Genomic DNA, 22907 nt, shown 5'->3' on the forward strand with positions numbered 1-22907 from the left:
AATTAACTCGGTTTCTTTTTCATGTATTCAAACATCCGCTTCACACCCAGCCATTGCTGAGCCCAGAAGCCGCGGCCATAGTCGCGGCCTTCCAGCTGGTCGCGCACGCCGGTCGTTTCGAAGCGCGGCGTGAAATTCGCGGTGCGGAAGATAATGTCCCAAATTGGGAACAGTACGGCGAAATTGCAACCACCCAGCGTGCCCTTCCCTTTCGATTCATGGCCGACGCCAATGGCATGGTGCATGCGGTGGTAGCGGGGCGACACCAGCAATCGCTCGCCGATGGCGCCGAAGTGTATACGAACATTGGCGTGCTGCAGGCTTTGCACAATACGCGAAAGCGATACGAGCAGCACGTACTGGCCTGGCGGCACGCCGATGGCCAGCGCCAGCACCGCCATCACGATATCGCGCAGCAGGTCGTCCAGCAGGTGGTTGCGGTCGTCGCTCCACAAGTTCATGTTCTGCTGGCTGTGGTGCAGGCTGTGCAGGCCCCACCACCAGTTGAACTTGTGCTGGGCGCGGTGGAACCAGTAATCGGCAAAGTCCAGTACCAGCAGGTAGATGGCGAAGCTGGCCAGCGGGTGCATATCCGTGACCAGGTTTTCCAGGTTGAAGGGCCGCACGCCTTCCATGCGCAGGGCGCCGGCAATGGCGTCCATCACCGGGTCGAGCGTGAAGAACAGCGCCAGCGGGATCAGGCCCAGGCGCTGGATCACGGTGTAGGTAAAGTCATTCCAGCGGGCGCGCTTGTCGGTGAACTGGTGCACAGGGATGGCGGCTTCCAGCGGGCGCAGGACCAGGAAGATCAGCAGCAGCTCGGCCAGGCCGATCAGCAGCCATTCCGTGCCTTCGAAAGCTTCTTCGGTAATGTCGCCCATGCCGGTGTAATAAATGACCGGCTGGATGGCGTTCTCGAATAGCCAGCCCTGGGCCTGGCCCAGCAGGTCGAGGAAAAATTGAATCATTTGCGGTAGTCCGGGTGTTCTCTCAGGGTGGCGAAGCAGAGGCCTTTCTGCTTGAGGCCTTCAATCAGCGGTTCCAGGTTGGCCGGCGCCCAAGGGTCCTTGCGCGACCAGATGCCCATGTGGGCCATGAAGATGTCGCCGTCGCGCAGGCCGTCCAGCGCGCCTTTCAGCAATACGGCGTTGGAGGCGCGTTCGACCGGCAGTTCGTCGCCGGAGAAACCGGCTGGCTTGGCCCAGGCTGCGTGCTGGTAGCCGCAGGCTTTGCCAGCAGCCAGCGTACGCGGGCTGGTTTTGCCGCCGGGAGCGCGCCAGAACGGGTCAAGCGGCTTGCCGGTCAATTCCTTGAAGCGGGAATCCACGCGGCGTAGTTCGTCGCAATACTGCTGCGGCGTCCAGTCCTGGGTCTTGCCGGCATGGGAGCCGAATTGCGGCTTGACCGTGATCTTGCCGTTCGCCGCGTCGCGCACCAGGTAAGTATGGTCGAAGGTGTGGGTGCCGAAGGCATGGCCCTCGGCGACGCGGGCGCGCCAGTAGCCAGCCCAAGCCGGGTCGAGCGAATAATCGCCTTTGACGGTTTTTTCGTTGGCCAGGAAGAAGGTGGCTTTGACGTTTTGCCGTGCCAGGACGGACGCGATCAGCTCCGCCTGCGACTGGCTGCCGGTGTCGAAGGTGAGGTAGATCGTGCCGTGGCACTGCGGTGCGGACGCCCCGGCCGCCAGGGGCAGGAGCGCAGCCAGCGCCAGCACGCGGGCGGCGAGCGGCGCGGTGCGGGCGGGCGCTGCGGTGTTCATTACATTCGCGCCGACGAGTTGGCGAAGAAAACGCCGTGCGGCGAACGGCCGACCGGAATCATCTTGACGACCTTTTTCTGCTGCAGGTCGATCACTGCCACTTTCTTAATCCAGCGCAGGGTCGCCCACATATACTTCTTGTCGGCCGTGATTTCCATGCAGTCCGGACCGCCCGGCACGTCGATGGTGCCGACGTTTTCCAGCGTTTTCTGGTCGATGATGTTGATCGTGTTCGAAACACGGTTCGACACATAGGTGTAGCGGCCATCGCCCAGCGCGCGGAAATTGTGGGTGCCGGCGCCGGCCTTGATGCGCTTGACGGTCTTCTGGCTGCGCCAGTCGATCACCTCGACGTAATCGCTGCCCATGATGCCGACCAGCAGGTATTTATCATCCGGCGTCATGGCGATACCCGCCGGCAGCTTGCCGACCGGGATAGTCCACAGCACGTTCTGGGTCTTCAGGTCGATGGCGCTGACCTGGTCGCTGCCCTGCTGGGTAACGAAGACCGTGGTGCTCTTGGCATCAAAGGCCACGTGGCTTGGCAGCTTCGGCAGCGGCACGCGCTTGGCCAGGGTCAGGTCCTTGCCGTTGTAAGAATAGATATCCAGACGGTGCAGGCGCAGCGAAGTCGCGACGAACCATTTCTGGTCCGGCGAAAAACCGATCTGGTAGGGATCGAGGATATCCTTGACGTGGCGCTGCACCTGGCCGGAGACCGGATCCAGGAATACCAGTTCATTGCCCACGGCGCTGGCTACAATCAGCGACTTGTTATCGGGAGTGGCCATCAGGTGGTGGGGCTCTTTGCCCACCGGGAAGGTCTGCAGGCTCTTGTAGCTGCCCTGGTCCAGCAACTGGACCGTGGCGTCGCGTGAATTGAGCACGACGACAACGTTTGCCTGGGCGGACTGAACACCGGCCAGCAAACCAAATAAAACTACTGCGCTACGGATACTGCGGAACATGAAAACTCGCTTATTGGTTAAGCCAGCCCCTATTTTACGGTCAAACTTCATCTAGTTAGTTATTGCCGACAACATTTAGGGGATATCCGGCTCGAATGCACTACAATCGCGGCCTAAGTCCCACATTTCTAAGGAATCCAAATGACTATCATCACTACCGCATCCGGCCTGCAATACGACGACATCAAGGTTGGCGACGGCGCCGAAGCCAAAGCTGGCCAGAACGTCACCGTTCACTACACCGGCTGGCTGCGTAACGACGACGGCAGCAAGGGCCCGAAATTCGATTCTTCCAAAGATCGCAACGACCCGTTCGAATTCGCCCTGGGCGCCGGCATGGTGATCCGCGGCTGGGACGAAGGCGTGCAAGGCATGAAAATCGGCGGCACCCGCCAACTGATCATCCCGGCTGAGCTGGGCTACGGCTCGCGCGGCGCCGGCGGCGTGATCCCTCCGAACGCCACCCTGATCTTCGACGTGGAACTGCTGGGCGTTTAATCAGCCCTTGCGGGAGGAGGCTAGCGCTGCCACTTGCGCTGCACAGCCTCCTGCTCCGCTTTCGCATCGAACGGTTGGCCGGCGATACGCTGGTCGATCGCGTCCAATACCGGCGCCGGCATCTCCGACCCGGCCTGCCTGAAATCCCCCTGCTGCGACTTGCCCTGGCCCTGCACCGCCAGCTGCACCTTCCATGCGCCGCCCTGCTTGCAGGCCAGGCCCGACATGTCCTGCGCCGTGGTGAAGCTGCGGCAGTAGCTATTGTCCTGTGCCAGGAAGCTGGTGCCGATGCGTACCGGGCCGCCGTTGCCGCCCAGTTGCTGGTCAAGTGCGGACGCCAGGCGACCCTGCGCCACCAGCATGCCATCGCGGCTGGCCACGGTTTCGCCGTTTTCAACCGGTAGCATGCCCAGGCCGTAATGGCCCGCCATCACGCCCACCATCAGCATGGCGGCCAAAGCACCCCACTCCGGCCACGACCAGTGACGGCTGCGGCTGGCCTTGCGGGCTGCCTGCTGCTCCGCCTCGCGCCGGGCGCGCACGGAATCCAGGCTGACCACCGTGGCCTGGCGCAGCGGCTGCGCCAGCCTTGGCGGCACCGCCTCTTCCGCCACCGGGGCAAAAGCGGCAAATACATCGTTGCGCATGGCCTTGTGCTGGGCGACCCGGCGCGCCAAGGCAGCATCCTTATGCATGGCTTCCTCCACCGCACGGCGGGTTGCCTCGTCCAGTTCGCCGTCGGCATAAGCCATCAGGGTTTCGTCGGAAAAACTCTTCATACCGTCCTCGCTTGTTCCGATAACAGTTCTTGCAACGCGGTGCGGGCGCGCGCCAGCCGGCTGGTCAGGGTGCCGACTGGGATCTCCAGCACCTCGGCCGCATCTTTATAAGGCAAGCCTTCTACCAGTACCAGGCCGACTACCAAGCGGTGCTCTTCGCTCAACAGGCTGACGGCTTTTTGCACCGCCATTCTTTGCTGGTGGGCTTCGGCAAAATCGTCGCCCACGTGTTGCCCCTCTTCCTCCGGCGCAAACAGCTCGCTACGGCGGGTGCGGGAGCGCAATTCGTCGATCCAGGCATTCTTAATGATGCGGAACAACCAGCTGTCCAGCCGGGTACCGGCCTGGTAAGAGCTGCTGTGCAATATCGCGCGCTCCACCGACAGTTGGACCAGGTCGTCCGCATCTTCGCGGTGCCAGGCCAAAGTGCGGGCAAAACGCCGCAGTCGCGGCAGCAGTGTGGCGATTTCCTCGTGCAGGGCGTTATCGTTGTCCATTATTCATATGGGGATAACGTACGGGGATGGGATTTTCTTCCCACTTTCCATCGTTAATACAGAATAGATACCTTGATAGCCTATATTATCATCCGACCATGCCAACCTTGCGCCCGACTTCTTCCCTGTTGCGTACTTGCCGCTGCCTGTTGACCGCCCTTGGCCTGCTGGCGATTGCGGGGCCGGCGGCGGCACAAATTAGCTTGCCGGGATTGCCACAGCTGCCAGGAGGCGGTTTGTCCCGCTTCGGCGATACTGGCTTGCGCGACCGCCTGCGCGAGCGGCTGCTGGATACCGCCGAACTGCCAAAGAAAGTGGCGCTCGACCAGTTGCGGGTGCTGACTGCGAACGATTTGCTGCAACGGCATCCAGCGCAACTGGAGCGCGATCCTTTGGGCTTTCCCATCGTGCGGAGGGAGATTCTGGCGTGGTCGCCCTCCGCCGCGGGGCTTTCGGCGGCCGCCAGGGCGGGTCTTGTCGTCGCCAGCCGGCAGGAGATGCCCGAGGTCGGGCAAACGCTGGTGACCTTCCGTGTGCCGGATGGCGTGTCCACGGCGGATGCGCTGTCCGCCCTGCGCGTGGCCGATCCGGACGGGGCCTACGACTTCGACCACATTTATATAGGCGCTGATTCCGCGACCGCCGATGCTACGTCGAGCGCGCCCGCCGCGCGAACTCCGACTCCCGCACCGGCAGGCGGCGACATGCGCGTCGGCCTGGTCGACAGCGGCGTCGATACCCGCCACGAGGTATTCGAAAACGCCCGCATCGTGCGCTGGGGCTGCGGCGACGTGGCCCATCCCGCCCCGCACGGAACTGCGGTAGGCGCGCTCATGATCGGCAAGTCAGAACGCTTCAGCGGCGCCACCCCGGGGGCGAAACTGTACGCCGCAGATATTTATTGCGACGAGCCGACCGGCGGATCTGCCAGCCAGATCGTGCAGGCCCTCGCCTGGTTGGCCAAGGAGCAGGTCGGCGTCATCAATATCAGCCTGGTCGGCCCGCCCAACCAGATGCTGGGCCGCGTTGTGCAGGCCATGGTGGCGCGCGGCCATTTGCTGGTGGCGGCTGTCGGCAACGACGGCCCGAACGCACCTCCTTTATATCCCGCCAGTTATCCCGGCGTGATAGGCGTGACCGGCGTCGACCCGAAACGCAAGCCGCTGCCGGAAGCCGCGCGCGGGCCGCAAGTAATGTTCGCAGCACCGGGCAGCCAGATGGCAGCTGCGGCCATCGGTACGCCACCATATAAGCTTGTGCGCGGAACGAGTTTCGCTTCGCCACTCGTTGCGGCGCTGCTGGCGCCAAAACTGGCCTCCCCCTCTCCTTCGCTGGCAACGGAAGCCGTTTCCGCCCTGGCAGCCAGCGCCGCTTCCGCCGGCGACGGCACCGGCCGTGGCGTGGTCGGCGAAAACCTCCGCATCCCCCCTTCCGCCTTCCACTGAAAAAAATTAAATATTTTTTCGGATGGATGGAAGAAATCCTGCTTCCGGCTCGTTCTCTGTATGAAAGCGGCGGATTTCCCGCGGCATGTACAAGGAGAACTGATATGAAAACCAAGATCGCAACCATCATCCGCGCCGCCTTTATCGTTGCTGCCAGCGCCGCATCCATCGCCCAAGCCGGCCCATTGGGCGGCGCCCTGGGTGGCAATATCGGTGGCGGCATCGGCGGTGCATTCGGCGGCGGCATGGGCGGTATGCGCGGCGGCATGGGCGGTGATATCGCCGGCAGCGCAATGCGCGGCACCCGCGCCGGGGCGGATGTCGCTGGCAACGCGGCTGGCAATGCGTCTGCTACCGCATCCCGTACAGCCGCTGCGGATTCGGCTGCCAACAACGCTACCCAGCGCGGACTGGATGCCAGCGGCGCAGCAAGCGGTGCGGCCAACCTGACTGGTAACTTGTCGCGCAACGCTGGCGGGAATGCCGACGGCGCCGGCAACGCTGCGGCAAACGGTATGGCCGGCAATCTGGCCGGTGATGCAGCCGGTGCTTCCAGCCTTGGCGCACAACTCACTCGCGGCGCTGGTGCCGCGGGCGGCAATGCTGATGGCGCAGCAAATGGTGCTGCAAACGGTGCGGCAAACGGCACGCAAGGCGGCTTAGCTAATGGCGTCGCCGGCGCTTCTACCCTCGGCGGCAAGGTCGCTCGCAATGCCGGCACGGCCGGCGGCAGCGTAGACGGCGCAGCGAATGGCGCGGCTAATGGCGCGGCAAACTCCGCTTCGAACGGCGCTGCAAATGGTGCAGGAAACGGCGCGGCTAACGGTGCTGGCAACGGCTCGACATCCGGCCTGGCAGGCGTCTCCGGCCTTGGTTCGCAGCTGAAGCGCGGCGCCGGCACGGCCAGCGGCAACGCGGATGGCGCTGCGAACGGCGCGGCAAACAGCAGCAAAGGCAGCGAGAAGTCCGGTTCCGCGTCCGGCAATTCGAACGGTTCCTCCGGCCTGGGCGCCAGCCTGGCACGCGGTGCAAACTCGGTCGGCGCCGGTGCCGATGGCAGCTCGAACGGCAATGCGAATGCGAATGCAAGCCGTTCCGGCGCCAGCGGCTCGGCCAACGGCAGCGGCAATGGCGCGGCCCACGCAAACGCCAACCATGGCGCTAAACGCAACGCCAACGCCACCGCAAATGGTTCGGCAAACGGCGCGGCAAACGGTTCCGCCAGCGGCAGCAAGACCGCCCAAAGCAGCAGCCAGGCCGCACCGCAGCATTCGGCGAAAAGCGCCAACGCCAACGCCAATGTGAACGCCGGTTTTAACGCCCAAGCAGGCAAAAACACCGCCGTTGAAGGCTCCGCACAGTGATGCACCAGGCTGGGGCGATGCGGTGGAAAAGCTTAAACTATCCAACTTTTCCACCCATTTTTCGCCCCAGTTTCGTAGCGAGCCAGTCACTATATGGTCTTCTTCAAAAAAGGGTACACACTTTTTTCAATTAATGTGCTAATCTGCGCGCTCCATTAACCAAGGAGGTAGTAATGAAAAAAGGCGAACTGATTGCAGAATTTGCGAAGCGTACCGAAATGTCCGGCGCGGCCGCTAACGAAGCAATTAACACCCTGATCGCGATTGTTACCGAGCGTCTGAAAAAGGGCGACACCGTCGGCATCACCGGTTTCGGCACCTTCTCCGTCGCCAAGCGCGCCGCTCGTAAAGGCCGCAATCCAGCAACCGGCGAAGCGATCAAAATCGCTGCATCCAAGACCCCTAAGTTCTCGGCTGGCGCGACCCTGAAAGCCGCTGTGAACCCAACCAAGAAGAAGTAATTCTTCCGGCAGACCGCCAGAACGGCGGTTCAAGACTGGCCAAACCGGCTTGTCTTGAACCGCCGTTTTTTATTGTGCGCCGCACCGAGGATTGGAGCCTATCCTCTAAGCTTGACGGGCTTTCTTTTGTATGATGGCGCCATCACACACCACCTATACAAAGGTATATATCATGAGCCTGCAAGAACAATTTGACCAAGCGATGGCCGATTCCAAGAACCTGCCGGAACGCCCAGACAATATGACCCTGCTGAAGATCTACGCCCTGTTCAAGCAAGGCTCCGCAGGCGACGCAACCGGCGAGCGTCCAGGCATGACCGATTTCGTCAACCGAGCCAAGTTCGACGCCTGGGCGGCACTGGCCGGCACCAGCCAGGACGACGCCAAACAGCAGTACATCGACCTGATCGAAAGCCTGAAGTAATCCCTCCTGGGGCCGCGCGATCCGCGGCCCTTGCCAAACTCCCCGCCTCGCTGCACACTAGTGTTTTTGCAAAAACACTAACATGCAAATCCAGGACAATCACTGCAAGATCGCCGCGATCCTCCACATCATCATGGGAGGTTTCCTCCTGTTGTCGCTGCTCTTCTTCACGCTTTTCTTTACCGGCCTGGTTTTCCTGCAGCAGTTCGAGGTTCCCTTCCTCGGCCCGATCGCCGGCCTTGGCCTGTTCATCGTCGGGATCTTTGTGGTGTACGGCGCAGCGCAAATCGCGTCCGCCGTGGCATACCTGAACGGCTCGCAGGTTGGCCGCACCTTCCTGATCATCTTCAGCGTGATCTCGCTGTTTAACTTCCCTATCGGTACCGCAGCTGGCGGCTATTCGCTGTGGGCACTGCTGCGCAAGTAATCGAATCCACCCCGCCGGAAGGCAGCCAGGCGAGCTTGCGCCTGCCGGGTGCGTACTTCCACGATTGCTACCAGATTACAGCGCCCGACGCCGGTGCTTCCGCACTGGAGACCTATTTGCACGTTGTGCATCAAACGCCGGGCTGGGTGAATCGGCTTATGGCGATGCGCAATTGGATGGTCGGCCTGGTCGGCCTGAAAAACCTGGGCCACCTTGGCGCGCTTGGCGCCGGCAAGCAGGCGTCTGAATATCGCGTCGGCGACCGCGTTGGAATCTTTTCCCTGCTTTACCTGTCGCCCGACGAAGTGCTGCTTGGCGACTCCGACAAGCACCTCGACGTGGTGCTATCCATCTGCAAAGCGCCGCAAGGCACGGTAAGTGTCGCCACGGTGGTCCATGTGCATAACTGGCTTGGGCGCCTTTATATGCTGCCGGTTGCGCCGCTGCACAAGATCATCGTCAGAACGATGCTGAAGAGGATAGCGACTTAGGGCCGCACGCGTTTCTGAAACAACTATGCTAGAGTTGCGTTTTTTATAAGCCACCACCAGCATCTACATGAGCAATCAGGTAGCAGCCATTCCGGGTTCCACCATCTCAAATTCCTTGCTGCAGCGGGCCGTCCTTCTTGGCCTTGCGTTCACTGTGCTGCGCGCCGCTTCCATGTATGGCCCAGTGGCCTGGAGGCCGCTGTTCTTTATTCATTGCCTGTTCATGATTGCCACGCCGTGGCTGCTGCTGACGCGTGAAGGACGGCAGGCAGCCGGCATTCGACGCGGCGGGTCGCTGGCGATGTATGCAGGTGTGCTGGCGTTTGGCGTGGCGGCGGCCAGCGTATGCCACCTGGTCGGCTATGGCTTGTTCGGCGCAGGCGCGGATAACTGGTACGTCAGCGTGGCGAACAGCTTCCGCGCGCAACCGACGCCGGGGCTGGAAACGTGGCAGCTCTATTTGATTTTCACCATCCCCGGCATTTTGTTCAGTCCCTTTGGCGAAGAGATCTTCTTCCGTGGCGTGCTGCAGCGGGCACTTGAGACGCGTTTCAGCGCTCGGACTTCTACGTTGATTGAAGCCGGATGGTTCGGCGCGGCACACCTGATCCATCACGGCTTGCTGGTGACTGCGGCTGGCATGACTTTGCTCTGGAGGTCGGCGCCGATGTGGCTCCTGCTGATGGTCGGCCTGTCGATCGGCTTCGCCTGGCTACGCAAGAAAGCTGGCGCGGTGTGGCCGGCAGTCGCGGCGCACGCAGCCTTTAACGCCACCATGAACGCGTATATTTTTGCCTTTATCTGGAACGCATGACTCTTGATTTCCGCCGCGCGACGGCTGCCGATATTCCCGCGATGAGCAAGATCCGCCTGGAGGTACGCGAAAACGCCCTGTCCAATCCAGCGCGCATCACGCAGCAGATGTACGAGGATTACCTTGAATGCAGTGGCCGGGGTTGGGTGTGCGAGCGCGAAGGCGTTGTGATTGGCTTTTCGTACGCCGCGAGCGAAGACAATTCGATCTGGGCCTTGTTCGTCGAACCGGGCCATGAAGGGCTCGGCGCAGGCAAGCGTTTGCTGCGGCTTGCCACCGACTGGCTGTTCGCGCAAGGCGCACCGGCGATCAAACTATCAACCGCCGCCAACACGCGTGCCGACCGCTTCTACCGCGCCCAGGGCTGGCAGCGCGAGGAGAAGGCGAACAGCGTCGATGCTTATTTCCGCCTGGAGCGCAGCACGACCCGTATCCGCCGCGCCGAACACTGCGACCTCGATGCGATGTGGGCTGCTTTCCAGCCCCTGCTAGTCGGCGGCGACGCCTTCCCATTTGGGCAAGGATTTGAGAAGTCCACGTTCCAACTGCACTGGTTCAGCAACCATCCGGCTTACGTGGCAGAAAGCGGAGGCGAGCTGGTCGGCATGTATAAAATGGGCTCCAACTACCCCGACCACGGCGCCCATGTCGCCAGCGCGACCTATGCAGTAGCAACGCGAGCACAAGGCAAAGGAATTGGGCGCGCGCTGGTCGAACATAGCTTGGCGCAGGCGCGACAAGAAGGTTTCCTGGCGATGCAGTTCAACTATGTGGTCAGCACCAATGCGCCTGCAATAGCGCTTTACCGCAAGCTGGGCTTCAATATCGCCGGCACCTTGCCGCAAGCTTTCCGCCACCGCGAACTTGGGCTGGTGGATGCCTACGTCCTGCACCGCTTCCTGGAGGAAAAATGAAAAGACTCATCATCCTGCTACTGTGCTTAGCTTTGCCGACGGCTTGGGCAGGTCCGGTGGACTGGGCTAAAGACCTGGAGAAGTGTCCGGCCGACCTGTTTGCGCCCACCGGCGCGCAACAGTACACCAGCGGAGTACGCGCGCAATGCGAAGCGCCAGCCGGCAAGCGTGCGTGCGTGGCTGCTTGTGCGAGCGGTAAAGGCGAATATTGCTATTGGGCGGCAATAGCGCTCCAGGCGACGGTGGCGGAAACCGATAAGGAACCGGAAATCCTGTTCCAGCGTGCCTGTAAGCTCGGTATTGCATCGGGCTGCACCAATCGCGCCGCGGGAATGATGCCGAAACCGCCTGCGACGGTGAGCACGCAAAGCTGCCAGGCACGCACGTTCGCGCGCACCTGCGCCGAAAACGATGCATGGGGATGCGCAATGTATGGCCTTATTTTGAGCAAGGATAAAAGCGATCCACTCAATAGAGACCGTGCCGTGGAGGCGCTTAAAAAGGCATGCAGGTTTGACGAAGAAGATCCAGCCTGCGAATCCGCTACTTCGCTGATGAAGGAGCTGCAGAATTGAAGAAGACAATTCCAGCGTCAAGTCCGGATGCATATGTCGCGGCGCTGGCCGGCTGGCAGCGCGAGTTCGTTGCGGCACTGCGCGAAGCGGTGAAGGAAGCGGCGCCCAAACTGGAGGAGCGCATCAAGTGGACGCACCTGGTCTACTTTTCGAAGGGCCCCGTCTTGCTGATCCGGGCAGAGGAAGAACGCGTGCTGTTCGGATTCTGGCGCGGCAAGCGCCTGCTGCACATCGAGCCGCGCATGACAGGCGGCGGCAAATACGAGTTACGTACGCTGGAACTGCGGCAAGGTACGCCACTCGACCGCGCGACCGTGCTGGAGCTGGTGCGCGCGGCGGTGGCGTTGAATGAGACGGTGGGCGATCCCACCAAAGCTGCTTAAGCGGCGGCGAATACCGAGCGCATCTTCTCAGCGACCTTGCCCTCAATCGCGCTCTTAAAGGCGCCCATCAGGAAGCCAAGCTTGATATTCATATGGGCCGCGCTCTCGGCCAGGGTCAGCGTGCCTTCCACGCCGCTGCGGCCGAATTTCAGGGTGTCGCCATGCCATTGACAGGCGAGATCGAATTCCTTGGCGATTCGTTGGGCTACTTGTTCTGCTGCGGCGCGTGCTTGCGCCGGTTCCAGGTTGTGGGCCTGGGTGATGTTAATGTCGGCCATGCCTTCCCTACTCTGCTTTCAAAATAAACAAAGGGTGCTATTTTAACGCACGCTTGTTTGTGCTGGATCAAAGGGCGATGCCGCCGACAGGGTAACCATGATTATTCAACCGCCCTTGGGAGAGTGAACATGGATGAGAATATGTGCATGACTTTGCCTGTCAGCTTTGTGCCGACGCCATCCGCCCCGTACCGTGCGCATCGCAAGTCGGTACAGCTGCTGCAGCAGCCAAGCCTGCCACGCCTGAAAGAAACCGCTTTGCCGACGCGCGCCGCCGCGGCGCCGCCCGCCGGCGCCCGCGTGCTGATCTGGAAGCAGGATCCTTCCGTCAACGAGATCGGCGCCCGCAAGATTTTTCTGCCCGGCGTGATCCTGGCAGGGCCCCGCGATGCCCGCATCGCCTCCGGCCAGCCCGGCATTGCGCCGGTGAGCCCGAATGCCTTCGGCGACTTCATCATGTCGCCAAATACCGACCAATTCGATGCGGTGCACGCCTTCGCCGTGGTGCGCATGACGCTGACCATGTACCAGCGCGTGCTCTCGCGCGCCGACCATGGCGCGCCCCTGCCCTGGGCCTGGAACGGCAGCAGCAACACCGATCCGCTGCAGGTATTCCCGCATGGCCTGCCGAATGTGATGAACGCTTATTACAGCCGCAGCGACCGGGCGCTGAAGTTTGGCGACTTCGTGGCGAACGGATCGGTGGACCGCATCTTCACCTGCCGCTCCTTCGATATCGTGTCGCATGAAACAGGACACGCCGTGCTGGATGGCCTGAAGCCGAAGTGGATCCAGAACAACGCGCCGCCGCAGACCGGCGGCCTGCATGAATCCTTCGGCGACCTGACCGCGATCTTTGTCGCCCTGTCCCAGCTGGACCAGGTGGAAGCGGTGATCGCGCAAACCAAGGCCGACCTGCACGACAAGACCTTCCTGGCCGATATGGCGGAACAATTCGGCCTGGCGCTGGGTCGGCCGAACGGCCTGCGCAATGCCGACAACGACCTCAAGCTGTCCGAAACCGGCAACGAGGTACACGCGATTTCACAGGTATTCACTGGCGCCATCTATGACATCCTGGCCGACCTCTTCGCCTTCGAACGCGCACCTGGCCTGCGCGACGATGCCGCCGTGTTGCACAGCGTGGGCGGCTACCTGTGCAGCCTGGTGCTGCGCGCGCTGGTTGCCGCACCGGACGCAAACGCCAAGTTCGCCGACGTGGTGAACCAGATGCTGCGCATCGCCCAGGAAGATGGCAAGCCAGTCGATTACGCCAACTTCATCCGCAACCGCTTCGCGCTGCGCGAGGTGGTGGTATCACCGGTGCCGCTGACCGACGACCAGCCGCAAAACCTGGAACTGCCACCGATGGTCGAAGATGCGCCCGGCGCCCGCCAGGACCGGCGCGGCTGCTGTGGCACCATGAACCACGCCGAATACTTCGATATGGAGGGCGTGCTCGATGCCGAGCGCCAGGCACTGGCGGCCTGGTGCAAAAATTACAGCACACGTCATGGGGAGCTTATTGTCGAAAAATGAAGATCACCGCGACCGGCGGGGGCGGCTTTGCCGGCCTGAGCCAGCACTTTGAAGTTGACACGCAGATAAGCCCAGCCGGTCCGGCGCTGGAGGCGGCCCTCGCCTCCAGTGGTTTTTTCGCATCCAGCGAAGGCCCAGCCACGCAAATCGGCGCCGATTTGGGCCATTGGACTATCACAGCCGATGACGGCCGGCGACGACATAGCTTAAGCTTTGTCGAGACGGGAGCCCCGCCCTGGCAAAATCTGCTCGATTTGATCCGCTCAGCCGCCTAAAAGCAAGATTGTTAGAGGCGCGCCACGAATTTGCTTATTTAGATTGTGTCTAAGTCCGAATTGTGAGAAATAGCGGATTGCCTTAAAATACAGTGCTTTGCTGAGCTTTTCCCAGCGCTCCAATATAGATAGGACTGTTATGACCCACGTTGTCACCGAATCCTGCATCGCCTGCCGCTATACCGACTGCGTCGATGTTTGCCCGGTAGATTGCTTCCGCGAAGGCCCGAATTTCCTGGCCATTGACCCAGACGAGTGCATCGACTGCGCCGTGTGCGTTGCCGAATGCCCGGTCAACGCTATTTTCGCCGAGGAAGACGTGCCGTCCGACCAGCAGCAATACATCAAGATCAATGCTGACTTGTCGCGCAACTGGCCTTCTATCACCAAGACCAAGCCTGCCCTGCCGGAAGCCGAGCAGTTCAAGGACGTCAAGGAAAAGGCCCACTTGCTGAAGCGCTAAGCCACAGCTTAGTCCGCTTCGAGCAGCCTGTTATTTAACGTGCAACACCGCGCCTGACGCGGTGTTCGCTTATTCAGATGGAATGAGAATCATTATGAACGTCGTCAGCACCCCACCAGGCGGTCTCCACGAGACCGATGCAGTGATCATCGGCGCCGGCCCAGTTGGCCTGTTCCAGGTCTTCGAACTCGGCCTGCTGGAGATCAAAGCCCACGTGATCGACTCCCTGAGCGCCGTCGGCGGCCAGTGCGTGGAACTGTACCCGGACAAGCCGATCTACGACATTCCAGCCATTCCATCGTGCACCGGCCAGGAACTGACCGACGGCCTGCTGAAGCAGATCGAACCGTTCGGCGCGACCTACCACCTGGGCCAGGAAGTGACCGTCGTACAAAAGCGCGAAGACGGCCGTTTCGACGTCGAAACGTCGCTGGGCACCAAGTTCATCACCAAGACCATCTTCATCGCTGCCGGCGTGGGTTCGTTCCAGCCGCGCACCATGAAGGTTGACGGCATCGAAGCCTTCGAAGGCTCGCAGCTGTTCTACCGCGTGAAGAACCCGGCTCAGTTCGAAGGCAAGAACCTGGTTATCTGCGGCGGCGGCGACTCCGCTCTGGACTGGGCACTGAACTTCGTCGGCAAGGCCGAATCCGTGGTGCTGCTGCACCGCCGTGAAGACTTCCGCGCTGCGCCAGCCTCCGTCGCCAAGATGAAGCAGCTGTGCGACGAATACGAAATGCAGCTGATCGTCGGCCAGGTGTCGGGTATCGAAACCAAGGACGACAAGCTGTCCGAACTGCGCGTGACCGGCGCCGACGGCGTAACCCGCCGCGTGCCTCTGGACATGCTGCTGGTGTTCTACGGCCTGTCGCCAAAGCTGGGCCCAATCGCCGAGTGGGGCCTGGATATCGAGCGTAAACAGCTGAAAGTTGTGTCGACCGAGAAGTTCGAAACCAATGTGCCGGGCATCTTCGCCGTGGGCGACATCAACACTTACCCAGGTAAGAAAAAGCTGATCCTGTCGGGCTTCCACGAAGCCGCTCTGGCCGCTTTCGGCGCTGCACCATATATCTTCCCTGACAAGAAGATCCACATGCAATACACCACCACGTCGCCAAAACTCCACAAGGTTCTGGGCGTGGAAACCCCGGTGTTCGACTGATCCGACCGATTCTTCGGACCGATCCTACAAAAAAGCAGCGGAAACGCTGCTTTTTTTGTTTTCGTGCACGTATTATGTTGGAATCATGACGGCTTAGCCGATGTTTATGTACTTTCTGAGAGGTACTGCGGAATGCTGTAGGTCATGTATAAATGGCCTATAATTGAACCAACTTTTGCGCATTGCCACAATTTTCAGCGGGACATACTATGCTTTACCAATTGCACGAAATGCAACGCTCGCTCCTGCATCCACTCATGCAGTGGGCCGAAGCCTCGTCCAAGCTGTTTACCAATCCGGTATCCCCGCTGGCACATACCCCGTTCTCGCAGCGTATCGCAGCGGGCTACGAATTGATGTACCGACTCGGCAAGGAGTATGAGAAGCCGGAGTTCGACATCAAGCATGCGACTGTCAACGGCAAGACTGTCCACATCATCGAACGCGTCGTCGAGAACAAACCTTTCTGCAAACTGCTTCACTTCCGCAAGGATATGAGCGAGAAGGAGTTCAAGGCGCTGAAGCAGCCGACCGTGCTGCTGGTGGCGCCGCTGTCCGGCCACCATGCGACCCTGCTGCGCGACACCGTGCAAGCCCTGTTGTCTGAACACGATGTGTACATCACCGATTGGATCGATGCCCGTCTCGTGCCGCAGTCTGAAGGCCCGTTCCACCTGAACGACTACGTGAAGTATGTGCAGGAATTCATCCGCGCCCTCGGCCCGGACCTGCATGTGATTTCCGTCTGCCAGCCGACTGTGCCGGTGATGGCCGCCATTTCGCTGATGGCCACTGCCAAGGATCCAAAGCTGCCGAAGACCATGACCATGATGGGCGGCCCGATCGATCCGCGCAGATCGCCAACCCAGGTGAACAACCTGGCCGTGGAGAAGAAGTTCTCCTGGTTCGAAAACACCGTGATCTACGCAGTGCCGCCTAACTATCCAGGCTTTGGCCGCCAGGTATATCCAGGCTTCCTGCAGCACGCTGGCTTTATCGCCATGAACCCGGGCCGCCACGCACAATCGCACCGTGAGTTCTACATGCACCTGGTGCGCGGCGACGATGAACCGGCGGAATCGCATCGCAAGTTCTACGACGAGTACAACGCAGTGCTGGACATGCCGGCCGAGTATTACCTCGACACGATCAAGACCGTGTTCCAGGAATTCCGCCTGCCGCAAGGCACTTGGGAAGTGGATGGCGTCTTCGTGCGTCCGCAGGACATCACGAACGTGGCGCTGATGACGGTGGAAGGCGAATTGGATGACATCTCCGGCGCCGGCCAGACCCAGGCTGCGCACGACCTGTGCTCCGGCATTCCGGCCGATATGCAGGAAGACTTCGTGGTGCCGGGCGCCGGCCACTACGGCATCTTCTCCGGCCGCCGCTGGCGCGAGACCGTATGCCCACGCATCGCAGCCTTCATTAAAAAACACGGCTAAGGGCCACTGCCCTGTTGCCGGCCGGGTCTTAGTGCCCGGCTTTTATTTCGGCACACAATATACTTTTTTATATATTATGAAGATTGATCCCGTTGCTTTGCAGGCTGCCGCAGGCCGCGCATCCGGGCTACTGAAAACGCTGTCCAACCAGGACCGCCTGCTGCTGCTTTGCCAGCTGGTGCAGGGCGAACATTCGGTGGGCGAGCTGGAGGCCGCAACTGGCGTTGGGCAGCCAACGCTGTCGCAGCAGCTGACCGTGCTGCGCAACGGTGAGCTGGTCGCGACACGGCGCGAGGGGAAGCAGATTTTTTACAGCATTGCCAGCGCCGAGGCGATGGCGGTGCTGCAGGTGTTGTACAAACTTTACTGTCCAAAGGAGTGAGGAAAATGAGCGCTTACTACGCGCCGCTGGCAGGCGGCATCTTGATCGGCGTGGCGACGGCGATGCTGTTGCTGCTTAGTGGACGCATTGCCGGCATCAGCGGCATCCTTGGCGGCTTGCTGACACGCCGCGACGGTGGCGACAGCGCCTGGCGACTGGCCTTCCTGGGCGGTCTGATTGCAGCGCCGTTGGTGTATAGCCTCTTTACCGCCTTGCCTACGGTGCAGGTGGATGCCGGCACCGGCACATTGATTGGCGCAGGCTTGCTGGTCGGCGTTGGCACCCGATATGGGTCCGGCTGCACGAGCGGCCACGGCGTGTGCGGCTTGTCGCGCCTGTCGCCACGTTCATTGGTAGCGACCCTGTGCTTCATGGCAGCTGGCGTTGTGACGGTCGCCATCGCAAGGAGCCTGGCATGAACGCCCTCGCCTCCCTGCTCGCCGGACTGCTGTTCGGCCTTGGCCTGGTCATCTCCGGCATGACCAACCCCGCCAAAATTATCGGCTTCCTCGACGTGACCGGAAAATGGGATCCATCGCTGGGCTTTGTGATGGCAGGCGCCTTACTGGTCGGCACCATCGCCTTCCGCTTCGCCAACAAGCGCCAACGCGCGATGCTGGGCAACCCGATGAACATCCCCACCAAACGCGACATCGACCGCCGCCTGGTGCTGGGCAACCTCACCTTCGGCATCGGCTGGGGACTCGCGGGCTACTGCCCCGGCCCCGCAGTCGCCTCGCTCGCCAGCGGCGGCGCCAAGCCGTGGCTGTTCTTCATCGCGATGCTGGCCGGGATGGCCGTCTTCGAGCTAATGGAAAAACGCAGAGTCGCGAAAGCTTAATCGACCGTGGGGCGGTCGGTGTCGAGGTGGCGCAGGTAGTCGCGTTCGAATCGCGGGAGGTCGATGTCGCGGGCGGCTTCGTTGAAGGCGCGTTGTTGCGCCTGGCCGGCGGGCGTGCGCTGGAAACAGATGTGGACAGTACGTTCGTGGAAGAGGTTTTCGGCGAAGGCGATGCGATCGCGTTCAGCGCGCGTGAAGCGGCGGCTGGAAAGCAGGTGGCGCAGCACGCGCTTCTCGATCACCATTGCGTCGAAGCGTTTGCTTAGCAGCTTGCGCAGGTTGGTTTCGTCGTTGACGCCTTCCTGCACGTGCAGCACGCCGCGTCGCACCAGGCCATCGAATTCTTCGCCATTTGAATACCCGGCCACCGTGCCGATCTGCGCATCACGCAGCTCGCGCATGCCGGAAGCAATCACAGGCGCTTCCTTGAGGTAGGCCAGCACCGTCATGGTGGCGCCGATCGGCGAAGAAAAATAGCACTGCGCTTCACGCTGCGGCGTGCGCCAGACCGCCAGCAATCCCGAATAGCGCGGATCATTCATGCCCACTTCGAGAGTACGCTTCCAAGGGAAGTAATCGATCTTCGTCCCACTGCCAAGCCGCGAGAAAACTGCAGACGCATAAGCGCCGGACATCCCGTTGTCGGGCAAGGCTGCCGACACATAAGGCGGCCATTCATCCGATGCGAGGTGGGCGGCGGGAGCGGCGACGGCGACGCCTTGCCGCACGAACAGCAAGCAAAGTACGCAAGCAATCACCGTCAAAACGCGCATGGATCCCCATCCAGGACAAGAATCCGATATGTTCCCATAGAAGTTGCCATAAGGCAATCTCCGCACAGGCTGCGCAGATATTGGATAATAGCGCTTTACCGTTTCGCCTCTTACCGTGACTGAACCGAAGACCCTGGCCGACCGCATCGAGGACGTGCTGCCGCAAACCCAATGCACGAAGTGCGGCTATAAAGGCTGCCGCCCGTACGCGGAAGCGATTGCGTCCGGTGAAGCGAACATCAACCAATGCCCACCGGGCGGCGCAGAAGGCATCCGCCGGTTATCCAGCGTTACCGGGCGCCCCGTCATCCCCCTGAATCCCGTCAACGGCTTCGAACGCCCGCGCGCGGTGGCCTTCATCGACGAATCGCTGTGCATCGGCTGCACGCTCTGCATCCAGGCATGCCCGGTCGACGCCATCCTTGGCGCGGCCAAGCAGATGCACACCATCGTGCCCGAACAGTGCACCGGCTGCGACCTGTGCGTGCCAGCCTGCCCCGTCGACTGCATCGTGATGTACCCGGTGACGGAAACCACCGGCTGGGACGCGTGGACGCAGGCGCAGGCCGATGAAGCGCGCGACCGCCACGACTTCCGCCTCGTGCACCTGATCCGCGAACGCGAAGAGAACGATGCGCGCCTGGCCGCCAAGGCGCACGCCAAGGCCGCCGCCGTTGAACGACTCTCGCCGGAGAACGATGCCGAAGCAGCAGAGAAAGAACGCAAACGCCAGATCATCGCCGCCGCCATGGAACGCGCCCGCAAACGTGGCGAAGGCAGCCAAGACAAATGAATCCTGCAAAACGACTAGAGATTTTCACGCGCCTTCGCGAAGCCAACCCGAACCCTGAAACCGAACTCGCATACACGACGCCATTCGAGCTGCTGATCGCTGTGCTGCTGTCGGCGCAAGCAACCGACGTGGGTGTGAACAAGGCCACGCGCAAGCTATACCCGGTGGCGAATACCCCGCAAGCGATCCTGGATTTGGGTCTCGACGAGCTGACTGAATACATCCGCACGATTGGCTTGTACAAGACCAAGGCGAAGAATGTGATCGCGACCTGTCAGATCCTCGTGGACCAGTACGGCGGCGAAGTACCGGAAACCCGCGAGGAACTGGAGCAGTTGCCAGGCGTAGGCCGCAAGACCGCAAACGTAGTGTTGAATACCGCCTTCCGGCAGATTGCAATGGCTGTCGATACGCACATCTTCCGCGTCTCCAACCGAACCGGCATCGCACCAGGCAAGAACGTCGACATCGTCGAGCAAAAGCTGATGAAGTTCGTACCGAAGGAATTCCTGATGGACGCCCACCACTGGCTGATCCTGCACGGCCGCTACACCTGCATAGCGCGCAAGCCCAAGTGCTGGAACTGCATCATCGCCGACCTCTGCGAATTCAAAGGCAAGACCCCCGCCCCCGCCGACGCCTGAGCCCGTGTCCCACCTTGGGGTCACACCGGTTTCGGGACACGACCTCTTCCATATACCGGACCAGCTCGTGTCTCATTTCGGGTGTGACCCCATGGTGGGACACGAGTTCTACAGTAGGACCATATTGTCGCGGTGGATCAGTTCGTGGCCTTCGACGTAGCCGAGGATGGCTTCGATTTCGGCGGAAGGCTTGCGCTTGATGCGGCGGGTTTCGGCGCTGGTGTAGTTGCTGATGCCGCGGGCAATGGCGTGGCCGTCTTCGCCGACGCAGGTGATGACGGCGCCGCGGCCGAATTCTCCGTGCACTTCAATCACGCCAATCGGCAGCAGGGACTTGCCTTCTTTCACCAGCTTCTGCACCGCGCCCGCGTCCAGCACAACCTGGCCTGCGGTGTGCAGGTGATCGGCCATCCATTGCTTACGCGCGGTCAGGTGGCCGGTTTGTGCGGCCAGTTCGGTGCCGATGCTTTCGCCACCCGCCAGGCGGGTCAGCACGTCGGCTTCGCGGCCGAAGGCGATTACCGTGTGCGCGCCTGATTTGGCGGCGCGTTTGGCGGCGAGGATCTTGGTCAGCATGCCGCCGCGACCGAGCGAGGAGCCGGCGCCGCCAGCCATGGCTTCCAGCGTTGGATCGCCGGCGCGGCCGTGGGTGATCAGGTAGGCCGCTGGGTCCTTGCGCGGGTCGGCGCTGAACAGGCCGCGCTGGTCGGTCAAGATGATCAGCGCGTCGGCTTCGATCAGGTTGGCTACCAGCGCGCCCAGCGTGTCGTTGTCGCCGAACTTGATTTCGTCGGTGACGACGGTGTCGTTCTCGTTGATGATCGGGACTACGCCCAGCGCCAGCAAGGTAGTCAGCGTCGAGCGCGCGTTCAGATAGCGTTCGCGGTCGGCCAAGTCGGCGTGGGTCAACAGCACCTGCGCGGTGCCGATGCCGTGCGCGCGGAAGCTGGTTTCATAAATCTGTGCAAGGCCCATCTGGCCCACTGCGGCGCATGCTTGAAGTTCGTGGATGTCCGTCGGTCGCTTGTCGAAGCCCAGTCGCAGCATGCCTTCGGCTACGGCGCCGGAGCTGACCAGCACAACTTCCTTGCCCAGCGCACGCAGGGCGGAAATCTGCGAGGCCCAACGGGCGATAGCGGCATGATCGAGCCCGCGGCCGTCATTGGTGACGAGCGAAGAGCCCACTTTGATGATAATGCGGGAGGAGTTCTGGATAAGCGAATTCATAGGACGGCAAAAGTCTGATCAAACAAAAGGTAAGCGAAACTTCTGGTGATGCGCCGGGCAGGATGTTGCCGGCTTGCCGCAGACAGTGCGCGCCCCCGCGGTTGGCAGGGGCGGCAAAGATAAGAGGTATCCTCGATTTTAATCGAGAACTTTGAAACGTGGGTCGTCCGGGTCGATGGAGGAGATACCGCGTGCTTCTTCCGTCATCTGCACTTCTTCCGAGCGCTGCTCGGAGTAGCGCTGCTGCTCCAGGTGCAGGTAGATGGCGTTGACCAGTTCCTGCGTGCCTTCGTGGGACAGTGCGGAGATTTCGAATACCGGGCCCTTGAAGCCGAACTTCTTCACGAAGTCCTTGACCTTCTTGGCGCGCTCTTCTTCCGGCACTACGTCCAGCTTGTTCAGCACCAGCCAGCGCGGCTTGTCGCCCAGCGCAGGATCGTACTTTTGCAGTTCCTTGACCAGTGCCTTGGCTTCCTTCACCGGATCGACAGTCGCCTCGAACGGCGCCAGGTCGACGATGTGCAGCAGCAGGCCGGTGCGCGACAGGTGGCGCAGGAACTGGTGGCCCAGGCCCGCACCTTCAGATGCGCCTTCGATCAGGCCAGGAATGTCCGCGATCACGAACGACTTTTCGTGCGACACACGCACGACGCCCAGGTTCGGGTGCAGGGTGGTGAACGGGTAGTCGGCGATCTTCGGACGGGCATTCGACACGGCGGTGATGAAGGTCGATTTGCCGGCATTCGGCATGCCCAGCAGGCCAACGTCGGCCAGCACTTTCAGCTCCAGGCGCAGCTCGCGGCGTTCGCCGTCTTTGCCGTCGGTCTTCTGGCGCGGTGCGCGGTTGGTCGAGGTCTTGAAGTGGATGTTGCCCCAGCCGCCCTCGCCGCCCTTTGCCAGCAGTTCCATCTGGCCGTGTTCGGTCATGTCGGCGATGATTTCGCCCGACACTTCATCGATCACCAGTGTGCCGACCGGCATGCGCAGGAAGATGTCGTCTGCGCCCTTGCCGTAGCAATCGGAGCCGCGGCCGGATTCGCCGTTGCCGGCGCGGTGCATCTTGGAATAGCGATAGTCCACCAGCGTATTGACGTTACGGTCGGCTACCGCCCAGATGCTGCCGCCTTTGCCGCCGTCGCCGCCGTCAGGGCCGCCGAATGGACGGAATTTTTCACGGCAAAAAGAGGCGCAGCCATTGCCGCCGCTGCCGGCGATGACTTCGATGCGTGCTTCGTCAATAAACTTCATGAGACCACCTTTAAAACTAAAAAGGCCCTACCACTGGC

The 22907-nt window shown here is 61.4% G+C and carries 30 protein-coding genes; 21 read left to right on the forward strand and 9 right to left on the reverse strand.

From position 1 onward, the window contains the following. Positions 1 to 2: 2 nt before the first annotated feature. From AC1RTP_RS14260 to AC1RTP_RS14270, 3 genes are read right to left on the reverse strand one after another with little or no spacing between them, the layout of a single operon-like run. On the reverse strand, positions 3 to 968 hold the full coding sequence (locus AC1RTP_RS14260) for a sterol desaturase family protein (RefSeq protein ID WP_498608285.1): 966 nt from the start codon (positions 966 to 968) through the stop codon (positions 3 to 5). Beyond that, positions 965 to 1759: a polysaccharide deacetylase family protein gene (locus AC1RTP_RS14265; protein WP_498608286.1), complete on the reverse strand. Its 795-nt coding sequence runs from the start codon at positions 1757 to 1759 to the stop codon at positions 965 to 967. Before AC1RTP_RS14265 ends, AC1RTP_RS14260 begins: the two co-directional genes overlap by 4 nt. Beyond that, complete coding sequence (locus AC1RTP_RS14270; protein ID WP_498608287.1) at positions 1759 to 2727, reverse strand: YVTN family beta-propeller repeat protein; 969 nt, start codon at positions 2725 to 2727, stop codon at positions 1759 to 1761. Before AC1RTP_RS14270 ends, AC1RTP_RS14265 begins: the two co-directional genes overlap by 1 nt. Positions 2728 to 2868: 141 nt before the next feature. Between AC1RTP_RS14270 and AC1RTP_RS14275 the strand changes: the two genes are divergently transcribed. Further along, a complete protein-coding gene (locus tag AC1RTP_RS14275; RefSeq protein ID WP_155456440.1) occupies positions 2869 to 3225 on the forward strand; it encodes an FKBP-type peptidyl-prolyl cis-trans isomerase in 357 nt (118 codons plus the stop codon). Positions 3226 to 3245: 20 nt separating this feature from the next. Here AC1RTP_RS14275 and AC1RTP_RS14280 read toward each other — a convergent pair whose 3' ends face one another. Beyond that, a complete protein-coding gene (locus AC1RTP_RS14280) occupies positions 3246 to 4004 on the reverse strand; it encodes an anti-sigma factor family protein (protein WP_498608288.1) in 759 nt (252 codons plus the stop codon). Next, entirely contained in the window at positions 4001 to 4501 is a 501-nt protein-coding gene (locus AC1RTP_RS14285) for an RNA polymerase sigma factor (RefSeq protein WP_498608289.1), read from the reverse strand. The genes AC1RTP_RS14280 and AC1RTP_RS14285 overlap by 4 nt, the downstream gene beginning before the upstream one ends. 98 nt (positions 4502 to 4599) lie before the next feature. On the opposite strand from AC1RTP_RS14285, the gene AC1RTP_RS14290 reads away from it, so the two are divergent. From AC1RTP_RS14290 to AC1RTP_RS14335, 10 genes are all read left to right on the forward strand, one after another. After that, positions 4600 to 5946, forward strand: coding sequence for a S8 family serine peptidase (locus AC1RTP_RS14290; protein WP_498608290.1), 1347 nt, complete (start codon positions 4600 to 4602; stop codon positions 5944 to 5946). 104 nt (positions 5947 to 6050) lie between these two features. Continuing rightward, positions 6051 to 7310 (forward strand): hypothetical protein, encoded by a 1260-nt coding sequence (locus tag AC1RTP_RS14295; protein WP_498608291.1) that lies wholly within the window; start codon positions 6051 to 6053, stop codon positions 7308 to 7310. Between the two features lie 173 nt (positions 7311 to 7483). Continuing rightward, complete coding sequence (locus AC1RTP_RS14300) at positions 7484 to 7771, forward strand: HU family DNA-binding protein (RefSeq protein ID WP_028100727.1); 288 nt, start codon at positions 7484 to 7486, stop codon at positions 7769 to 7771. A gap of 172 nt (positions 7772 to 7943) precedes the next feature. Continuing rightward, positions 7944 to 8195, forward strand: a complete 252-nt coding sequence (locus tag AC1RTP_RS14305) for an acyl-CoA-binding protein (RefSeq protein WP_028100729.1) — start codon at positions 7944 to 7946, stop codon at positions 8193 to 8195. An 82-nt stretch (positions 8196 to 8277) separates the two neighbouring features. Then, the gene (locus tag AC1RTP_RS14310) at positions 8278 to 8622 is read left to right on the forward strand and encodes a hypothetical protein (protein WP_498608292.1); all 345 of its coding nucleotides are present in this window, start codon (positions 8278 to 8280) and stop codon (positions 8620 to 8622) included. Further along, positions 8601 to 9113, forward strand: a complete 513-nt coding sequence (locus AC1RTP_RS14315; protein ID WP_498608293.1) for a DUF2867 domain-containing protein — start codon at positions 8601 to 8603, stop codon at positions 9111 to 9113. Before AC1RTP_RS14310 ends, AC1RTP_RS14315 begins: the two co-directional genes overlap by 22 nt. A gap of 67 nt (positions 9114 to 9180) precedes the next feature. Further along, positions 9181 to 9927 carry a CPBP family intramembrane glutamic endopeptidase gene (locus AC1RTP_RS14320; RefSeq protein WP_498608294.1) on the forward strand — a complete coding sequence of 249 codons (747 nt, stop codon included), beginning with the start codon at positions 9181 to 9183 and terminating at the stop codon, positions 9925 to 9927. Then, positions 9924 to 10841, forward strand: coding sequence for a GNAT family N-acetyltransferase (locus tag AC1RTP_RS14325; protein ID WP_498608295.1), 918 nt, complete (start codon positions 9924 to 9926; stop codon positions 10839 to 10841). Before AC1RTP_RS14320 ends, AC1RTP_RS14325 begins: the two co-directional genes overlap by 4 nt. Beyond that, the gene (locus tag AC1RTP_RS14330; RefSeq protein ID WP_498608296.1) at positions 10838 to 11416 is read left to right on the forward strand and encodes a hypothetical protein; all 579 of its coding nucleotides are present in this window, start codon (positions 10838 to 10840) and stop codon (positions 11414 to 11416) included. Before AC1RTP_RS14325 ends, AC1RTP_RS14330 begins: the two co-directional genes overlap by 4 nt. After that, complete coding sequence (locus AC1RTP_RS14335; RefSeq protein WP_498608297.1) at positions 11413 to 11799, forward strand: DUF1801 domain-containing protein; 387 nt, start codon at positions 11413 to 11415, stop codon at positions 11797 to 11799. Before AC1RTP_RS14330 ends, AC1RTP_RS14335 begins: the two co-directional genes overlap by 4 nt. On the opposite strand, the gene AC1RTP_RS14340 is transcribed toward AC1RTP_RS14335, so the two are convergent. Then, positions 11796 to 12077, reverse strand: coding sequence for a polyhydroxyalkanoic acid system family protein (locus AC1RTP_RS14340; RefSeq protein ID WP_498608298.1), 282 nt, complete (start codon positions 12075 to 12077; stop codon positions 11796 to 11798). The genes AC1RTP_RS14335 and AC1RTP_RS14340 overlap by 4 nt on opposite strands. Positions 12078 to 12206: 129 nt before the next feature. Between AC1RTP_RS14340 and AC1RTP_RS14345 the strand changes: the two genes are divergently transcribed. From AC1RTP_RS14345 to AC1RTP_RS14380, 8 genes are all read left to right on the forward strand, one after another. Next, the gene (locus AC1RTP_RS14345; RefSeq protein WP_498608299.1) at positions 12207 to 13616 is read left to right on the forward strand and encodes a hypothetical protein; all 1410 of its coding nucleotides are present in this window, start codon (positions 12207 to 12209) and stop codon (positions 13614 to 13616) included. Next, on the forward strand, positions 13613 to 13891 hold the full coding sequence (locus AC1RTP_RS14350) for a protealysin inhibitor emfourin (protein ID WP_498608300.1): 279 nt from the start codon (positions 13613 to 13615) through the stop codon (positions 13889 to 13891). The genes AC1RTP_RS14345 and AC1RTP_RS14350 overlap by 4 nt, the downstream gene beginning before the upstream one ends. 139 nt (positions 13892 to 14030) lie before the next feature. Then, complete coding sequence (fdxA, locus tag AC1RTP_RS14355; RefSeq protein WP_028100735.1) at positions 14031 to 14354, forward strand: ferredoxin FdxA; 324 nt, start codon at positions 14031 to 14033, stop codon at positions 14352 to 14354. A gap of 94 nt (positions 14355 to 14448) precedes the next feature. Then, entirely contained in the window at positions 14449 to 15516 is a 1068-nt protein-coding gene (locus tag AC1RTP_RS14360; protein ID WP_057261782.1) for an NAD(P)/FAD-dependent oxidoreductase, read from the forward strand. A gap of 209 nt (positions 15517 to 15725) precedes the next feature. Continuing rightward, positions 15726 to 16961, forward strand: coding sequence for a polyhydroxyalkanoate depolymerase (locus AC1RTP_RS14365; RefSeq protein ID WP_498608301.1), 1236 nt, complete (start codon positions 15726 to 15728; stop codon positions 16959 to 16961). Positions 16962 to 17037: 76 nt separating this feature from the next. Further along, positions 17038 to 17343: a metalloregulator ArsR/SmtB family transcription factor gene (locus AC1RTP_RS14370; RefSeq protein WP_498608302.1), complete on the forward strand. Its 306-nt coding sequence runs from the start codon at positions 17038 to 17040 to the stop codon at positions 17341 to 17343. A gap of 5 nt (positions 17344 to 17348) precedes the next feature. Next, positions 17349 to 17762 carry a YeeE/YedE family protein gene (locus AC1RTP_RS14375; RefSeq protein WP_498608303.1) on the forward strand — a complete coding sequence of 138 codons (414 nt, stop codon included), beginning with the start codon at positions 17349 to 17351 and terminating at the stop codon, positions 17760 to 17762. Further along, positions 17759 to 18184 (forward strand): DUF6691 family protein, encoded by a 426-nt coding sequence (locus AC1RTP_RS14380; protein ID WP_498608304.1) that lies wholly within the window; start codon positions 17759 to 17761, stop codon positions 18182 to 18184. Before AC1RTP_RS14375 ends, AC1RTP_RS14380 begins: the two co-directional genes overlap by 4 nt. Here AC1RTP_RS14380 and AC1RTP_RS14385 read toward each other — a convergent pair. After that, positions 18181 to 18957: a substrate-binding periplasmic protein gene (locus tag AC1RTP_RS14385; protein ID WP_498608305.1), complete on the reverse strand. Its 777-nt coding sequence runs from the start codon at positions 18955 to 18957 to the stop codon at positions 18181 to 18183. The genes AC1RTP_RS14380 and AC1RTP_RS14385 overlap by 4 nt on opposite strands. Before the next feature lie 115 nt (positions 18958 to 19072). On the opposite strand from AC1RTP_RS14385, the gene rsxB reads away from it, so the two are divergent. Together rsxB and nth are read left to right on the forward strand one after the other, a co-directional pair. Next, a complete protein-coding gene (gene rsxB / locus AC1RTP_RS14390) occupies positions 19073 to 19750 on the forward strand; it encodes an electron transport complex subunit RsxB (RefSeq protein ID WP_498608306.1) in 678 nt (225 codons plus the stop codon). Continuing rightward, on the forward strand, positions 19747 to 20394 hold the full coding sequence (nth, locus tag AC1RTP_RS14395; protein WP_498608307.1) for an endonuclease III: 648 nt from the start codon (positions 19747 to 19749) through the stop codon (positions 20392 to 20394). Before rsxB ends, nth begins: the two co-directional genes overlap by 4 nt. 108 nt (positions 20395 to 20502) lie before the next feature. Here nth and proB read toward each other — a convergent pair whose 3' ends face one another. Both proB and obgE read right to left on the reverse strand, forming a co-directional pair. Then, entirely contained in the window at positions 20503 to 21621 is a 1119-nt protein-coding gene (proB, locus tag AC1RTP_RS14400; RefSeq protein ID WP_498608308.1) for a glutamate 5-kinase, read from the reverse strand. 138 nt (positions 21622 to 21759) lie between these two features. Then, positions 21760 to 22869 carry a GTPase ObgE gene (gene obgE, locus AC1RTP_RS14405; RefSeq protein ID WP_090437351.1) on the reverse strand — a complete coding sequence of 370 codons (1110 nt, stop codon included), beginning with the start codon at positions 22867 to 22869 and terminating at the stop codon, positions 21760 to 21762. Positions 22870 to 22907: the final 38 nt, after the last annotated feature.

The sequence above is a fragment of the Pseudoduganella sp. GW821-FHT11H04 genome (genome assembly GCF_058807935.1).

Coding starts and splice junctions, on each gene's coding strand:
- AC1RTP_RS14290 (WP_498608290.1), top strand. CDS start 4,600: ATGCCAACCTTGCGCCCGACTTCTTCCCTGTTGCGTACTTGCCGCTGC.
- AC1RTP_RS14325 (WP_498608295.1), top strand. CDS start 9,924: ATGACTCTTGATTTCCGCCGCGCGACGGCTGCCGATATTCCCGCGATG.
- AC1RTP_RS14310 (WP_498608292.1), top strand. CDS start 8,278: ATGCAAATCCAGGACAATCACTGCAAGATCGCCGCGATCCTCCACATC.
- AC1RTP_RS14295 (WP_498608291.1), top strand. CDS start 6,051: ATGAAAACCAAGATCGCAACCATCATCCGCGCCGCCTTTATCGTTGCT.
- AC1RTP_RS14305 (WP_028100729.1), top strand. CDS start 7,944: ATGAGCCTGCAAGAACAATTTGACCAAGCGATGGCCGATTCCAAGAAC.
- AC1RTP_RS14385 (WP_498608305.1), bottom strand. CDS start 18,957: ATGCGCGTTTTGACGGTGATTGCTTGCGTACTTTGCTTGCTGTTCGTG.
- AC1RTP_RS14345 (WP_498608299.1), top strand. CDS start 12,207: ATGGATGAGAATATGTGCATGACTTTGCCTGTCAGCTTTGTGCCGACG.
- AC1RTP_RS14260 (WP_498608285.1), bottom strand. CDS start 968: ATGATTCAATTTTTCCTCGACCTGCTGGGCCAGGCCCAGGGCTGGCTA.
- AC1RTP_RS14380 (WP_498608304.1), top strand. CDS start 17,759: ATGAACGCCCTCGCCTCCCTGCTCGCCGGACTGCTGTTCGGCCTTGGC.
- AC1RTP_RS14275 (WP_155456440.1), top strand. CDS start 2,869: ATGACTATCATCACTACCGCATCCGGCCTGCAATACGACGACATCAAG.
- AC1RTP_RS14320 (WP_498608294.1), top strand. CDS start 9,181: ATGAGCAATCAGGTAGCAGCCATTCCGGGTTCCACCATCTCAAATTCC.
- AC1RTP_RS14265 (WP_498608286.1), bottom strand. CDS start 1,759: ATGAACACCGCAGCGCCCGCCCGCACCGCGCCGCTCGCCGCCCGCGTG.
- obgE (WP_090437351.1), bottom strand. CDS start 22,869: ATGAAGTTTATTGACGAAGCACGCATCGAAGTCATCGCCGGCAGCGGC.
- AC1RTP_RS14365 (WP_498608301.1), top strand. CDS start 15,726: ATGCTTTACCAATTGCACGAAATGCAACGCTCGCTCCTGCATCCACTC.
- AC1RTP_RS14340 (WP_498608298.1), bottom strand. CDS start 12,077: ATGGCCGACATTAACATCACCCAGGCCCACAACCTGGAACCGGCGCAA.
- AC1RTP_RS14360 (WP_057261782.1), top strand. CDS start 14,449: ATGAACGTCGTCAGCACCCCACCAGGCGGTCTCCACGAGACCGATGCA.
- AC1RTP_RS14300 (WP_028100727.1), top strand. CDS start 7,484: ATGAAAAAAGGCGAACTGATTGCAGAATTTGCGAAGCGTACCGAAATG.
- AC1RTP_RS14370 (WP_498608302.1), top strand. CDS start 17,038: ATGAAGATTGATCCCGTTGCTTTGCAGGCTGCCGCAGGCCGCGCATCC.
- proB (WP_498608308.1), bottom strand. CDS start 21,621: ATGAATTCGCTTATCCAGAACTCCTCCCGCATTATCATCAAAGTGGGC.
- AC1RTP_RS14350 (WP_498608300.1), top strand. CDS start 13,613: ATGAAGATCACCGCGACCGGCGGGGGCGGCTTTGCCGGCCTGAGCCAG.
- AC1RTP_RS14375 (WP_498608303.1), top strand. CDS start 17,349: ATGAGCGCTTACTACGCGCCGCTGGCAGGCGGCATCTTGATCGGCGTG.
- AC1RTP_RS14285 (WP_498608289.1), bottom strand. CDS start 4,501: ATGGACAACGATAACGCCCTGCACGAGGAAATCGCCACACTGCTGCCG.
- AC1RTP_RS14280 (WP_498608288.1), bottom strand. CDS start 4,004: ATGAAGAGTTTTTCCGACGAAACCCTGATGGCTTATGCCGACGGCGAA.
- AC1RTP_RS14270 (WP_498608287.1), bottom strand. CDS start 2,727: ATGTTCCGCAGTATCCGTAGCGCAGTAGTTTTATTTGGTTTGCTGGCC.
- fdxA (WP_028100735.1), top strand. CDS start 14,031: ATGACCCACGTTGTCACCGAATCCTGCATCGCCTGCCGCTATACCGAC.
- AC1RTP_RS14330 (WP_498608296.1), top strand. CDS start 10,838: ATGAAAAGACTCATCATCCTGCTACTGTGCTTAGCTTTGCCGACGGCT.
- nth (WP_498608307.1), top strand. CDS start 19,747: ATGAATCCTGCAAAACGACTAGAGATTTTCACGCGCCTTCGCGAAGCC.